Annotated in this window: 15 protein-coding genes and 1 tRNA gene; 8 read left to right on the top strand and 8 right to left on the bottom strand. The window is 34.7% G+C overall.

Annotation, left to right across the window (positions count from 1 at the left end; genetic code table 11):
- Window positions 1-69 precede the first annotated feature (69 nt).
- The 5 genes from BN999_RS04920 to BN999_RS04900 all read right to left on the bottom strand — a co-directional run bounded on the left by BN999_RS04920 (window position 70) and on the right by BN999_RS04900 (window position 5,469).
- Complete coding sequence (locus tag BN999_RS04920; RefSeq protein WP_096270262.1) at window positions 70-495, bottom strand: GNAT family N-acetyltransferase; 426 nt, start codon at window positions 493-495, stop codon at window positions 70-72.
- Window positions 492-1,010: a YjcG family protein gene (locus BN999_RS04915; protein ID WP_096270261.1), complete on the bottom strand. Its 519-nt coding sequence runs from the start codon at window positions 1,008-1,010 to the stop codon at window positions 492-494. Before BN999_RS04915 ends, BN999_RS04920 begins: the two co-directional genes overlap by 4 nt.
- Window positions 1,011-1,123: 113 nt before the next feature.
- Window positions 1,124-1,852 carry an alpha/beta hydrolase gene (locus BN999_RS04910; RefSeq protein WP_096270260.1) on the bottom strand — a complete coding sequence of 243 codons (729 nt, stop codon included), beginning with the start codon at window positions 1,850-1,852 and terminating at the stop codon, window positions 1,124-1,126.
- A gap of 64 nt (window positions 1,853-1,916) precedes the next feature.
- Window positions 1,917-3,749, bottom strand: a complete 1,833-nt coding sequence (locus tag BN999_RS04905; protein ID WP_096270259.1) for an ABC transporter ATP-binding protein — start codon at window positions 3,747-3,749, stop codon at window positions 1,917-1,919.
- Window positions 3,739-5,469 carry an ABC transporter ATP-binding protein gene (locus BN999_RS04900; RefSeq protein ID WP_096270399.1) on the bottom strand — a complete coding sequence of 577 codons (1,731 nt, stop codon included), beginning with the start codon at window positions 5,467-5,469 and terminating at the stop codon, window positions 3,739-3,741. The genes BN999_RS04905 and BN999_RS04900 overlap by 11 nt, the downstream gene beginning before the upstream one ends.
- Before the next feature lie 225 nt (window positions 5,470-5,694).
- Between BN999_RS04900 and BN999_RS04895 the strand changes: the two genes are divergently transcribed.
- The 4 genes from BN999_RS04895 (at window position 5,695) to BN999_RS04880 (ending at window position 7,761) form a co-directional block, all read left to right on the top strand.
- On the top strand, window positions 5,695-6,063 hold the full coding sequence (locus BN999_RS04895) for a YybH family protein (RefSeq protein ID WP_096270258.1): 369 nt from the start codon (window positions 5,695-5,697) through the stop codon (window positions 6,061-6,063).
- A 102-nt stretch (window positions 6,064-6,165) separates the two neighbouring features.
- Window positions 6,166-6,238, top strand: a tRNA-Val gene (locus tag BN999_RS04890).
- Window positions 6,239-6,362: 124 nt separating this feature from the next.
- A complete protein-coding gene (locus BN999_RS04885) occupies window positions 6,363-6,998 on the top strand; it encodes a hypothetical protein (protein WP_096270257.1) in 636 nt (211 codons plus the stop codon).
- A gap of 52 nt (window positions 6,999-7,050) precedes the next feature.
- On the top strand, window positions 7,051-7,761 hold the full coding sequence (locus tag BN999_RS04880) for an MOSC domain-containing protein (protein ID WP_096270256.1): 711 nt from the start codon (window positions 7,051-7,053) through the stop codon (window positions 7,759-7,761).
- Window positions 7,762-7,841: 80 nt separating this feature from the next.
- Here BN999_RS04880 and BN999_RS04875 read toward each other — a convergent pair whose 3' ends face one another.
- Window positions 7,842-8,669 (bottom strand): alpha/beta fold hydrolase, encoded by an 828-nt coding sequence (locus BN999_RS04875; protein ID WP_096270255.1) that lies wholly within the window; start codon window positions 8,667-8,669, stop codon window positions 7,842-7,844.
- A gap of 130 nt (window positions 8,670-8,799) precedes the next feature.
- Between BN999_RS04875 and BN999_RS04870 the strand changes: the two genes are divergently transcribed.
- From BN999_RS04870 to BN999_RS04860, 3 genes are all read left to right on the top strand, one after another.
- Window positions 8,800-9,468: an HAD family hydrolase gene (locus BN999_RS04870; protein ID WP_096270254.1), complete on the top strand. Its 669-nt coding sequence runs from the start codon at window positions 8,800-8,802 to the stop codon at window positions 9,466-9,468.
- 191 nt (window positions 9,469-9,659) lie between these two features.
- A complete protein-coding gene (locus BN999_RS04865) occupies window positions 9,660-10,019 on the top strand; it encodes a response regulator (RefSeq protein ID WP_096270253.1) in 360 nt (119 codons plus the stop codon).
- Between the two features lie 286 nt (window positions 10,020-10,305).
- Window positions 10,306-11,460 carry a hypothetical protein gene (locus tag BN999_RS04860; RefSeq protein ID WP_096270252.1) on the top strand — a complete coding sequence of 385 codons (1,155 nt, stop codon included), beginning with the start codon at window positions 10,306-10,308 and terminating at the stop codon, window positions 11,458-11,460.
- 134 nt (window positions 11,461-11,594) lie between these two features.
- Here the strand turns inward: BN999_RS04860 and BN999_RS04855 are convergent, their stop codons facing one another.
- Window positions 11,595-12,512 (bottom strand): ABC transporter permease, encoded by a 918-nt coding sequence (locus tag BN999_RS04855; RefSeq protein ID WP_096270251.1) that lies wholly within the window; start codon window positions 12,510-12,512, stop codon window positions 11,595-11,597.
- Complete coding sequence (locus BN999_RS04850; protein WP_096270250.1) at window positions 12,505-13,368, bottom strand: ABC transporter permease subunit; 864 nt, start codon at window positions 13,366-13,368, stop codon at window positions 12,505-12,507. The genes BN999_RS04855 and BN999_RS04850 overlap by 8 nt, the downstream gene beginning before the upstream one ends.
- A gap of 187 nt (window positions 13,369-13,555) precedes the next feature.
- On the opposite strand from BN999_RS04850, the gene BN999_RS04845 reads away from it, so the two are divergent.
- Window positions 13,556-14,782: an MFS transporter gene (locus BN999_RS04845; protein WP_096270249.1), complete on the top strand. Its 1,227-nt coding sequence runs from the start codon at window positions 13,556-13,558 to the stop codon at window positions 14,780-14,782.
- Window positions 14,783-14,799: the final 17 nt, after the last annotated feature.

Raw genomic sequence — 14,799 nt, 5'->3', positions numbered from 1 at the left:
GATGAACCGGATTATAAAAGTCATTCATAAAAAGGGGCAGAAAAAAACAGTCCCTATAATTGGGACTGTTTATAGTTGTTCTTTAATCATAGTTACATGTGGAATGCCGGCATCAAGAAATTCGCCCGATACTGTTGTGTATCCCAATTTCTTATAAAAATCTTCGGCGTGTGTTTGGGCATTTAGTTTGGCTTTTGTATAACCGTTTTTCTTGATGATATTTTCCATTGCTTGTATCATATCTTTTCCAAAGGACTTTCCACGATATTCTTTTAATACACAAATACGTTCTAATTTGCCGTATTCTTCAACAAATCTTAAACGACTAGCTGCAATCGGTTGATTATCCTTATAACCAACAAAGTGAATTGCAGTTTCATCGAATTGATCAAGTTCTTCCTCTTCAGGCACTTTTTGTTCCTCGACAAATACTACCGTCCGTACATGAAAAGCATGTTTTCTTTCTTCGGGTGTCTCAACTATCTCTATATTCATACAAGTTCCTGACCGAAAACAAACGATTCATATACTGTCCAAGAACCGTTTTCTAATTGGTACAGAAGTTGGAAACGGTCAACTTCTTCTTCATAATCAAAACTCTTCATCTTTAATCTACCGAAGACATCAGAATACTCATCATCCATTAGTTTTTGACCAATGGTAATATGTGGAACAAAAGCGTACTTTTTATTTTGCGGGAACTTTCCTTCATGAAGTTTTTCGTAAAGATTTGTCAACGCTTCATTAGGTTCTACTTTTAAGTAAATAGTATTTGTTACCGGAACAAAAGAACTCGCCTTATTAATACGAATGGTAATCGGTTCTGTTTCATTTGCAATTCGCTTTAACTCTGGGATTAATTCGTTAATCATATCATCATCAGCAACAAATGCTTCCTTTAATGTAATATGAGGTGGAATTAATGGATAGTGTGGGTCGTACCGTTTACGATAAGAATTAGCTTCGTCCTGGATTACTTTGGAAGGGAAAATAGCAATACCGTATTTCATGTCAGAACCTCCTATTATTTTTTTATCGTATAAGTATTATCGCTTCTTCTAATTTATACCATATAAGTCCATAGTTAAAGTGTTTTATTTCCTATTTATAAAAATGGGAGATGTTAATCACTAAAGATTGTTTTCAAAGCATTGATCATATCTTTTTGCCAATACTTCCATGTGTGCTGACCCTCTGGTATTTCTTTATAGTGATACGTTAACCCTTTTTGTTCTAACAAATTCTTAAGTTGTCTATTTGGGGTTAAGAAATCAACATTAGGTCCTTTTGTTGTATCAACACTAGTCTCAGAAGTGCCAATCGTATGATAAATATCTAGTGATTCAATATTTGTTGCATTTCGAACTGACTCTAACACAATTTCATCAACTAGCGGAGATTGGATAATTACTTTACCAAAGGTGTTTGGGTATTTCATAGCCATGGTTAAAGCAAGTGTTCCTGCTAACGAATCTCCCATCAAGGCACGTGCACCACCCATATGATATGTTGGAAGAATATCATCTAAATAAGGAACAACTTCTTTCATTAAGAACTTGGTATAGGCCTCATATTGTTCACCAGAAGGGTGGTACTTTTTTAAACGATCATATCGATCCCTATAATGAATACCAACAAAGATGGTATTCTCAATTTCTGCATCGTCATGCAACTGATCGCTAAAGGTAGCTACACGTCCCATCTGATAGTAATCGTTTCCGTCCTGCATAATACAAATGTGATATTTGTAAAGAGGAGAGAATGATTCTGGCTGATAAATCTTTAGTGTCATTTTTTCTTCAAGATATGTGCTATTAATTTCATGTTCTACCATTTTTCCTTTTCTGCTCAAGTACATTCACCTCATAAACAAGTTACCTATTCCTAGTTTACCATGAAACGTATCCATTGTAACTTTAACTGCCGACTACTTCTCGAAGTTGTCCCTTGTATAAGTTATAATAGTTTTCTTTTTGATTTAATAGTTCTTCGTGGCTACCTTTTTCTAAGATTTGACCATGTTCGAGCATGACGATTTGATCAGCTTCTTGAATGGTATTTAATCGATGGGCAATGATGAAACTTGTTCTGCCCTTCATAAGTTCTTTTAATGCCTCTTGAATTTTCAGTTCAGTAATAGTGTCTATATTACTTGTTGCTTCATCAAGAACAAGTATAGTTGGCTCAGCAATAAAAGCTCTTGCAATGGTTAGTAATTGCTTTTGTCCTTGGCTGATTCCACTACCGTCTGAATCTAGAATGGTATCATATCCATTTGGTAATTGATTGATAAAATCATGTGCATTCGCTTTCTTGGCAGCTTCTATTACTTCTTCATCTGTAGCATTTAAACGCCCATAGCGAATATTCTCTCTGATAGTATTATGGAACAAGAAAGAATCCTGTAATACAAACGCCATATGGGATCTAAGACTAGACCGCTTTATTTCTTTTAAATCAATCCCATCAAGCGTAATCTTCCCGCTATCATAATTGTAGAAACGTGAGATTAAATTAATAATTGTTGTTTTACCTGCTCCAGTATGTCCAACAAAGGCTACAGAATCTCCTGGTTTTGCTTCAAAATTAATCTTATTCAAGATAACTTCATTTTCATAACCAAAAGTGACATCCTCAAATTGGAAATGCCCTTTAGTTTCCTGAAGGTCGAAAGCTTTTTTCTCATCCAATTCTTCCTCTGTTTCATCTATTACATTAAATACACGTTCCGCACCAGCTACTGCTGAAAGAAGAAGGTTAAATTGGTTAGATAATTCGTTTAATGGACGTGTAAACTGACGAGCATACTCAGTGAAGATTACAATTACTCCAATAGTTACTAGCTCTGTATTAATTGCTAGAATACCACCAACTAGAGCAATCATCCCGAAACTTAGAAAGTTCAACATGTTCATCACTTTAGGTATGAACCCAGCTATGGTTAAAGCCCAGAAACCAGAATGGTTTAAATCTTTATTTTTCACTTCGAATTCTTTGATGACACGTTCTTCCTGAGAGTATGTTTTTACGACATGTTGACCAGATACTGTCTCTTCTACATATCCATTTAGTTCCCCCAGTCTCTTTTGTTGTAACTTATACAATGGACCGGTTCTTCTCGTAATCCAACGAGTAGCAAAGAACATTACAGGAACAATAGACATCGTCACAACGGTTAATATAGGACTTAAATAAATCATGACGCCAATTGTTCCAATAAGCGTTAATACACTAGAGAATACTTGGATGACCGATTGGTTTAACGTGTTATTAACATTATCAATATCGTTTGTAATTCGACTCATTAATTCACCATGTTGCCTTTTGTCAAAATATGCTATAGGCAAACGGTGGAACCTATGAAATAGTTCGGAACGTAGATCATATACTGTGTTTTGTGCAATCCCAATCATCCAAAAGCTTTGTAAGAAGATAGAGAGGGAGTTTAATAAGTAAACTGCTATAAGTCCAATTACTAACATTCCAAATCCAGAAATTTCTTGTTCAACAATAAAATTGTCGATGGCCATTCCAACCATAAATGGTCCAAGTAAACTCATGGCAGAACTAATTAGGACCATTAGTACAACAAGCCATAATCGTGCCTTTTCACGAGCTAGGTAGGTCCAAATTCGTTTTATTGTACCGACCGTATTACGTGCGCGTTTTTTCGTAATCTCCTCTGATATATTTTCAATTGGTATTTTCTCATATTGAAAGGGAGCTTTTAGTTGTTGTTTAATGGACATGTGGATACTCCTTTCCAAATTGTGATTCGACAATTCTTTGGTACAACTCAGAATATTGAAGTAACTCTTCATGAGTACCAATATGCAACATTTGACCTTCATCTATAAGCAAGATTCGGTCCGCATTCATTGCAGTAGAAATCTTTTGTGTGATAATAAACAATGTATTTAGGTCATCTTGAATAGCAGCTAATAGTTTTGATTCAGTTGCCAAGTCTAGTGCACTAGTACTATCATCAAGCATTAAAATCTTAGGCTTACGTATTAATGCTCTGGCAATAGAAATACGTTGTTTCTGTCCACCAGAAAGGTTGACACCTTTCTGACCAATTTGTGTTTGGTACTGATTAGGTAACTCCATAATAGTGTCGTGGATTTGTGCATCCTTTGCTGCTTTATAGATTTCTTCCTTCGTAGCATCATCTTTACCCCAAGATATATTGTCGATAATCGGCCCACTGAAAAGCAATGGACTTTGAGGTACATATCCAATACTTTTACGGAGTGTTTCTAGTTTATAAGAAGAGATTGGTTTATCATCAATTAATATTTCGCCGTCAGTGACATCGTATAATCTTGGGATGAGCTGGAATAAGGAAGACTTTCCAGAACCAGTTGCTCCAATAATAGCGAGTTTTTCACCAGGATTGACAGTGAAAGATAAGTTGCTAAGTACAGGACCATCGGAAGTAGGATATTGGAAAGAGACATTCTTAAATTCAACCTTTGCGTCTGTAACCAGTTGATTTATATCGGCATCTTTTGAATCTAATAGATCTACTTCTTCCACCAGTACTTCGCTTATTCGCTCTGCTGATGCTTTGGTGCGAGATAGTGCCATAATAATGAATGAAAACATGGAAATAGCCATCGCAACACGCATCGCATAGTTAAGAATAGCAACCACATCCCCAACTTCTGTAGTACCAGCAATAGATTGCGTATTACCAAACCAGAGTATCGCAATGATACTTAGATTCATAACGAATAATAGTATAGGCATAGAAGCCTCAATGAAACGAAAGGTAAATCGTGTATTGTTTCTTAGGTTTGTATTGGCATCAGTAAAACGGTCTTCTTCATAATCACGTCTGAAAAAGGCTTTGATTAATCGCATCCCTGCCAGATTCTCTTGCATCACTAGGTTCACTTTATCAATACTTTTTTGTACCCGATTAAACATTTTGGATGCTCTTTTTAGAACCCATAACAGGAATCCTAGTAGAAGAGGGACAGTAATTAAGAAAATAATAGCGAGTCTAGGATTTACGACAAACGCCATAATAACTCCACCTAATGCTATAAGCGGTGCCTTCATCATAATTCGTAATCCCATAAAAATCGTATTTTGTATTTGCCTAACATCATTTGTAAATAGTGTCATAAGATGTGATGTAGGATGATGATTTAAGTTTGCAAAAGAAAATTCTTGTATTTTACGGAATAATCTTTCTCGAATATCATAAGCAAATCCCCAGCTAACATGGGAAGCATAAAAGGAATTAATAATCCCTGATACAAAAGAGAAAAATGCTAGCCCAATCATGATACTTCCCCACATAATAATATTATTTAAGTCGCCATTCATAACCCCATTATCAATCATTTTACCTAGAAAGAATGGAAGAAGTAGCTCAACAGCAAGTTCAACGAGCATGAGCAAGAAGGCAACAACTGCAGGCAATTTATATGGCTTTAAAAAGGAAAAAACTGTTTTCACGTGCATTTAACCCCCGTTGTCGAAATTGTGAATTTTTTTAATATAAAATAATATAGTGCTTTTTTATTATAAAGGATAAACAGGTTCAGTTCCAAGGATTTATTTCGTGTATCGAATGAAATTAATTTTTATTTAGATAATATTTTTAGAATTATAAGCAGGATATAGCATATAGTCTATGGAATATATAATAATCTGAGGGGAATTATGAAGAGGAGTATATAAATGATATTTAAACAAGCCTTAAATAAACATATGAATGCAATAATGGAAAGAAATATTGAGGATTTTAATTCAACAATACATACAAATTCAATTACTCTAATATTGGGAAACGGCAAATTTATTCAAAATAGAGAAGAATTTATTCGTTTTCATGAAGAGTGGTTTGCTGATTTAGATTGGAGTATTACTTATAAAGTCGTAAAAATTGTTGAGTCGATCAGTTTGGCTACCGCTGTATTAAGGATTCATTACGAGGATTTAGATGAGAACAACGATCCGTATGAATTTGACTATTATTTACAACTAGTATTTGAAAATGTTAACGGAAACTGGTTGCTTGTTCTTGATCAAAACACTAATATAAAATAATTAAAGTTACTATGAAATATTGGTTGGAAGGTGGAGAATGGAATTGAAACAACTTGATTATTTCTAGTAAGCTATATATAATACATTATAATAACTTCATATGATTCCGTAGCTCAGCAGGGAGAGCGCCACCTTGACAGGGTGGAGGTCGTTGGTTCGAGCCCAATCGGAATCACTTGTATTAAACTATGGTATGAAAGTATCATAGTTTTTTTATTGTTCAATATTTAAATTATCGGAATATTTCTGGTACACTAATTAAAGAATACTTTAGAATAATGGGGTAGGGGGATAGTTAAATGACTAAACGGGATCATTATACACAATTAAATGTAGAGAAACTTAACATTGTTGATAAAGAAGGCAAAGTTAAAATGACGCTTTTCAACCAAGAGAATATTCCACCACTTATTATGGATGGAAAAGATATCTTACCTGGACACAGACAAAATGATCCAATCTCTGGAATTATGTTTTATAATGGGATTGGGGAAGAGTGTGGTGGGCTTATATTTGGAAGTGAAGTAGATGAGGATGGAAATCTATTTTCTGGAGGTTCTTTGACATTTGATCAGTATAAACAAGACCAAGTTGTTCAAATGTATTTCTCGGAAGACAATGGTGAAAGCTCCTATGGTTTTTCTGTTTTTGATCGACCTAATATCCCTTTATCAAAGGTTATGGAACAACAAGACCAAATAATTAACTCTGGATTAAGTGATGAAGAAAAGACAAAGGAACTTGATGCGCTTTATGAAGGGAATACACAACGAGCTTTTATGGGTAAAGACATACATGGAAATGTATCCGTTCAATTATGGGATTCTAAAGGAAATCCACGTATTCGAATGGTTGTGGATGAAAATGATGTACCAAGAATGGAATTTTTGAATGAAAAAGGAGAAGTAACGTATAAATTACCTCCTGAAGAATGATTAAAGATTATTTTATATATATCTTAACTTTTATGAACGAGGAGAAGTACTAATGGGTAATCCTTATGTTAAAGAGCTTTTTGTCGGGAAAGTGAAACAGATTGGTGATCCTAATGCAGCAAATCAAATGGATCGAGCATGGGAAAGTGGTATGTTTAAAGAAGAAACAAAAGGAAAAGTATGGCTTAGTCGTACTGGATTAATTGGTGATGAGGTAGCAGATAAGAAAAACCATGGTGGACCTGAGAAAGCAATTTTTACATATTCAATACATCACTATGATTACTGGAAGTTAGCAGAGAACATCGATACTATTCATGTTGGTGGGTTTGGAGAGAATCTAGCTGTTGAGAATATGGATGAAAACGATGTTTGTATCGGGGATACATATCAATTTGGTGATGCAATTATACAGGTTTCCCAGCCTAGGAGACCTTGCTGGAAACCTGCTCGCCGTTTTCAGACTATGGACCTTGCATTACGCATCCAGCATTCGGGTAAGACGGGGTGGTATTTTCGTATTCTGAAGGAAGGATTTGTCCAAGGTGAAGTTGAGTTAACTTTGTTAGAACGTCCCTATCCCAAATGGACAATCGCAACATGTAATGAAGTCATGTATGACAAGAAAGATGACTTGGAACTGGCTAAAGAATTAGCATCATGTGAATTTCTAGCTGAAAACTGGAAAGCAACACTTACAAAACGTTTAACAGGGAAAGAATCAACACCTGAAAAGCGTGTGTTTGGGCCGAATATGGATTAACTTTAAAAGAGTATTCTACAGTGTAGGAGACTCTTTTTCCTTTGCTTGTTTTGTTTTAAGTAGTTGAAAAGAAGTATCTATTAACCAAAGAAATCTTCCGCTAGTTTGTTTATTTCACTTGATTTCTCTAATAATGTCCAATGTCCACAGTTCTCAATCACCTGTAATCTGGCATGTGGTAAATAATTAATTAATAGTTTTTCAATTAATGGGGGAGGTAGTATATCATGACTTCCCTGAGCAATTAAAATAGGTATCTCTACTAACTTATCCAGGTCTTTTGATAAATCGTAATTTTTCTCGATATCCTCAATTAAGATTTGATTAACAGTATGATTCATATTTGTTTTTCCATAGTTTTGTATGGAGTCTTTGGAAAACACATAGTAAGGGTCCAATATATCGAGTAGCTTTTCAGTAGTAGCCGTCCCTTTCCTAACCTCTCTATCCATACTTAACAGTTTAATTTTGTCCTTAAGTGTAATTCGTTTAAGTAATTCTTTCTCAAATGTCTTTAAACCCTTTTGTGTAATCCCAATTGCAGCCGTTAAAAATAGTTTATTAACCCTTCTAGGATAGGCTGAAGCGTAACTGAGTGCGAGCATGCTTCCCCATGATTCCCCAAATATATTGACTTTTTCATGCTGTAATTGCTTACGTAAAGATTCAAGGGTGTTAACCTCTTCTTCAATGGAATAGTTGTTATCTTGAAAAGGGTCAGATTTACCACATCCACGTTGGTCGTACAAAACTAATTGATATTTCTTGGATAATGGTAATACATGTGGGAGAAAAAAGCGGTGTTCGCTTCCAGGTCCACCATGGAGGAAAATGATCGGTTCCCCCTCACCAATAATATTGATATGGATGCTATGACCATTGATATTAACATATTGAGCAACTGCCATGTATATCCCCCCCAACAAAATATTTAATTAAAGAACTCTAATTCTATTATTGTACTATCCAATGTCTATATATATGATAGTTAGTAAGAAAATATGGTGAACGCTTGAAAAAATCTAGGGAGGTTTTGAAGTGGTGAAGGCTATATTCTTTGATTTATATGAAACGCTTATTACAGAATGGCAGGGCAATCAGAAGAAAGCGACCTACTCAACAGAGGCATTACCAATAACGGAAGAAACATATAAGAAAGAATGGGCGCTAAGAGTAGAAAGAAGAATGAATGGTACTTTTCCAGATCATCAAAGTGTTCTAAGAGATATACTGACTACATTAGGGAAAGCAATAGATGAAAATATTATTGAACAAATACATCAACAAAGAATAAAGGCTAAATTAGTACCTTTTCATGATATTGATAATGAAATTATTCAAATGATCCAGACTTTAAGAGAAAGAAAGATAAAAATTGGGTTAATTAGTAATTGTACACCAGAAGAAGTAATCGGATTTGGTGAGTCAAAATTGGCGAATCTATTTGATGATATTATCTTTTCATACAAAGTAAAACAAGCAAAGCCTAATGCTGAGATTTACAGGATTGCATGTCAGAATTTACATGTTTCTCCGGAGCAATCCCTTTTTATTGGAGATGGTGGGTCAAATGAGTTGATTGGAGCGTCGAATGTTGGAATGAAAGCCTATCAGGCAACTTGGTTCTTACCAACTTATATAAGTGAGAGAATAGAAGGGTTTCCTAAATTATCAGAACCAATGCAGGTATTGGATCTACTTTCATAGTGAACAAAAAAAGCAGCCGTTTGGTTGCTTTTTTTGTTTTTCAATAAAAGACAAAACTAAAAATAGGAGTGTATTCCTACATGTGCACCACAAAAATGAGAATAGAGGGTAGTAGTCATATTTTTTATTTATGGAAAAATAGAGGTTAGAACAAATAAGAAACTTGTTATGTGAAACTGGAGGTTTATGTTATGCAAGAAATTATGGTTGTGGATGATTCGAGATTTATAAGGAAGTATTTAAAAGGAATTCTTAACCAACATGGTTACACGACCATATATGAAGCCTCGAATGGTGAAGAGGCTATTGATCAATACATGTATGTAAATCCAGACATTGTAATCCTAGATATTACGATGCCGAATATAAGTGGGCTTACAGTACTTAAAAAATTTCTAGAGTTTGATCCTGATGCGACAGTTATTATGTGTTCCTCCATGGGTACGGGATTTAATATAGTGGAATCTATAAAAATAGGTGCTAAAGGGTTTATTGTAAAACCCTATTTTAATGAAGTGGTAGATGTTATTAAAAGTGTTGTAGAGAATTGATGATAGTGTCTTAGAGCGTAAGAGAAGGATAATAATGATATGCAGTATAAAAGAAATGAGCCTTTCCATATAACGTCTACTTCATATGAACTATTAAAAAATGCAGACAAAGCACTTTATAAGGCAAAAGAGTCAGGAAAACGTTCCTACAGAGTATTATAGAGGTAAATAAAGATAGCTTCTCCAAGAATATTTTTGAAGAAGCTATCTTTACTATATTAATTGTTTGAAGATTTGGTATAATAGGGTAATTACTTAAAATAACTTTTCCCTAGGTTGTGATTCCATGAGTAAAAGACGTCATTTTATATCTGATCAATATCATTTTATTGCAGAAATGATTATTCTTTCAATTGGGCTATTACTTCCAATCCACTTTTACTATATGTGGATTCCAAAGTGGAGTATTTTTGCTGTGATAATCCCCCTTTGTATTGCATTCATCTTGTTGGAGAAAAATAGAGTTGACTACAAATCATATTATCTTATAGTCCCATTATTACTGATCACATTCTACTCCCTACTCAAATTTCCTTTGTTACTTTGTCTGCCAGTATCTTTGCTAATTATTTGGAGATACCTTCGCATTAGGCAGCTTTTCCTTATTGGCCGAGAAGCAAGTTACATATTATTGACTGCTATGATATCCATTATAGTGTATACCATTACAAGTGATGTATTAGCAATTGGATACTTATTTCTTCAATTGTTCGTTATCGTGTTTGGTTTTGCGGTTAGTCATGTAGCTGTCTCCGGTAGGCGGAAATTGCCAATCTACCAGAGTGGATTCTACTTTATTTGTTTTTTATTAATTGGTGCTTTCCTGGCCTTCATAATTAGTACTCAGTCCTATATTGAAAGGGTGTTTGATAATTTTATATACATTCTTTTCTCTATTATAGGAAGAGTTCTTAATCTATTTAGTCTTTTGGAACCATCCACCGCTGAAAACCTCTTAGAGGGACTAGAGGGGTTGCCAGAAAAACCTGCATTAGTTGAGACACCAGCTATGGAATATATTGGGTCTATTGTTGGCATCTATATTGCGATTGGTGTAATTATTGCAATCTTTGGTCTCTTGGTGGTACTAAAATTACTTAAAAGGGATGCTTCTTCTCAGGAGGGAATTGGTGGAAAGTCAGTAAACAGTGAGTGGGAAACAGGAGAGTATGGTTCCTATCAAAAGTTCATGAGAGCCATTAAACGTTTGCGTATAGGAAAGAAGCATCCTGTAAGAATAATGATACATGAATTTGAGCGAAAGGCGGTTAAAAATAAAATGGGCAGGAAGCAATCAGAGACGCTAAATGAGTGGTTTCATCGTATTGGATTACAGGTCAATGTGGAGGTATATCAGAAAGTGCGATATGGGAATATCAATGTATCTGATAAGGATATTGATGACTTAAAAATTGGCCTCAAAAATGTTAAATGGTTATGATATTCAACTAAATTTCATGGGTCACCTTCGAGAAGTTTACATGATTAGCTTATACTCCCGATCCCTTTCGTATTTTTTAAATGAATTCCATTATATAAAAGTATGAAAAAAAACAGCCTAAGGGGCTGTTTTTTTTATATATGTGGATATTTTTGCATGGTGGCTTTTTGTCTTAGTTCGATTCCTCTTGATAGCATGTAAAATGAAAATAATAATAGGACAAATGCTAAGAGTGGGAAATAAAGAATCCACTGGTAATCATAGATGAAGGACCGCCATTGTCCGATAAGACCTGCCCAATCCCTACTAATAGATATGTAGACAGGTGGCCCACCAAGTCTTAAGATACTCCCTCCTAAGAATAGATTGAAAATACCTAGTTGTCCTATTAGAGTAAGAACTAATATTATCTCCTTCACAAACATAGCCAGTAAGGTACCTTTTAAATGGGGAAAGATATGTTTCCCTAAAATTCTTAGTTTGCTTGATCCGAGAGCTTTTGTAGCTGTAATATATAACTCTTTATTTAGTTCAATTGTTTTACTATAAATTGCTGAATACACCCCAGGAAAACCAACAACTACCATTAATAATGATTGTACTAGGATTAGCTCTAATATAGAAAGTGGTGAGTTAATGGTAATTCGGATTAACAGAAAATAGATAATGAGGAATGCTGGTATACTGCCAAGTAATCCAAAGATGGTTCCTGTTTTCTTTTTCTCTTTCCCTGATAATCCAAACCAAATTCCTAGCGAACCCCCAATAGCAATCCTAAAAAAGGCAACCCCAATTCCGACAAATACGGTGTATTTTGCACCGTACAGAAGAAGTGTTAAAATATCGTATCCCCATTCGTCAGTCCCTAATAGATGTTCTTTTGAGGGTGGATAGGGAGATGAGTGTACTCCAAAATCATCAGGACCATTATAATAATATCCGGTTGGTTCTACATAATCCTTTTCATATGGTGCTAGCAAAGGACCAAATACCGCTATGAAAAGTATTAAACTAGTTGATATGATTCCTAACCACAATCGCCAATTAGTCATGGGCAAACACCCTCTCCAGAAGCAAGATAAGCAAACGAATAGACCAATATACTATTAAATAAAGGAAAACCAAAGCAAATAATGTATTCACAATAAGGTTGTATTGGTACATCGTTCCACCAAATAACATAGCTGTTATTCCTCTGATATTAAACAAATATTCTACAATAAATAGATTACTCATCATAATTGCTAATACCTTATGTAAGTCGGCCTTTAAAAATGGGAGTACATTGCGAATAACGTGATTAATATAGATGACTCTTTTTTTCAATCCTTTTGCTTTAGCTGTTAAAATATAGTCCTCAGAGAGAACATCATATGTGCGTTCAGATAATGTTCGTATAAGGTAGATTGCTGGAATAAGAGTCAACGTTATTAATGGGAGTAAATACGCATTTTCATCGGCAGATCGTGATGCTACTCTTGCCAATCTAAATCCAGTAGATTGATAGATAGATACTACTCCAAGCTGTAAAAAAATTACTAAAATAAAATCAGGAATAGTCCCCAAGAAACCAATAGTATCCTTCATCCATTCTTTCTTTGACTTACTGTACCAAGCGGAAATAAGCAACCCAATTATAACGGATAGAAAGCCTGCCAATAATAGGTACCTTAAGGAAGTAAATAAATAAGAAGCTATATCATGGATGAGATTATATGTACGGTTCTTTCCTTCTTGATAAGTAAAGGAATCACCATTTAGTAGTCCTGTTGCATAATTCTTGATCAGTTCAGCCATTGTCTTGAAAGATAGAGTCAAATTATCATCTATAATATTTATAGATAAAGGAACTGCAGCTAACAAAAATATAAAAGTAATCAGCCCAGCTATTGAAAAGACTATTCTCATTAATCATCATCCTTGTTGTGTAACTTTTTTAGAGATAACTAAAAATTACCACTTTCAGAAAACTTGGTCAAGTTGGAATTGAATAGAATTTCAGATGATAACAGAATTTAATTGAAATTTTCATGAAAATTCATTTAAATAGTATTAACTATTTGTTTTTTGGTGGAGGGGAAAGAGAGGGCTGCATATGAAAGGAAAAAATCATTATGCTTGGGTCATTGTATCTGTTATTTTTCTAGCCTTTTTAGCAGTACAAGGAGGCAGGTTAGCATTTGGAGCTTTTATGGAACCTTGGGAAAGGGATCTTTCAATAGACCGGGGGATAACTTCTCTTATTTCAACCGTTAGCTTTATAATTTACGGAATTACACAACCTATTATTGGAAGATTAGTAGATAAGTTTGGTGCTAGATTAATACTTTCTGTAAGCACATTTCTTGTTGGGACGTGTTTCTTTTTCATATCATTTGTAACAGATGTTTGGCAATTGTTTATTCTTTACTCCATTGTTTCAATCGGTGTTGGTGGGGCATCTAATGTAGTCGGAACGGTACTAGTGGTTAACTGGTTTAATAAGAAGCGTGGAATGGCGCTTGGAATACTAGAGGCTGGATTTGGCTTTGGACAGATGCTTATAGTACCTGGATCACTTTTGTTAATACATTATTTTGACTGGAGAGTAGCTATTCTTTCTCTAGGGTTATTCTTAATGGTTATTGTTTTTCCAATTGTACTACTCACAATACGGAATCATCCAAAAGATAAAGGGTTATTTCCTATTGGAGGAAGTGCTACTGAGCTTGAATTAGGTAGTGTTAGCCAGAAAGAAAACAATCACAAATCGATTTGGGTAGTATTTCGAATGAGAAAGTTCTGGTTTTTAATGTTGCCATTTTTAATCTGTGGCTTTACGACTACTGGTTTAATGGATACTCATCTTATACCGTATTCAAGCCATCATGGTCATTCAACTGCTATTACTAGTACTGCTGTTAGCATTCTAGCTGCCTTCAATATCATTGGAATCTTGTTGTCGGGGATCATCGTTGATCATTGGAGTAGTAGAAAATTATTAGTGTTACTTTATGGAACTAGGGCATTATCAATGGCGTTATTACTGTATTCGCAGAATTCTACTTTATTGATTATATTTGCTATTATTTTTGGCTTAGTAGATTTTGCAACGGTTGCACCCACGCAACTTTTAGCAACCCAGTATTTTAAGGCCTACTCAATCGGATTTATTGTTGGGTGTCTATCTCTTGCTCATCAAGTAGGGTCTGCATTAGGAGCTTATGTTCCTGGGATGGTTTATACACTATATAATAGTTATGATATAGCACTTTATGTTTCAGTAGTTATTTTAATAGGGGCAGCAATAATGAATGTTTTATTACCAGAGCCCAAAGAGTAAGATAGAACTATAAGATT

The sequence above is a fragment of the Paucisalibacillus globulus genome (assembly GCF_900184735.1).
GTDB classification, from domain to species: Bacteria; Bacillota; Bacilli; order Bacillales; family Amphibacillaceae; genus Ornithinibacillus; species Ornithinibacillus globulus_B.
The sequence above is the reverse complement of the archived record's forward strand: the minus strand, read 5'-3'. Positions and strand labels throughout refer to the sequence as shown.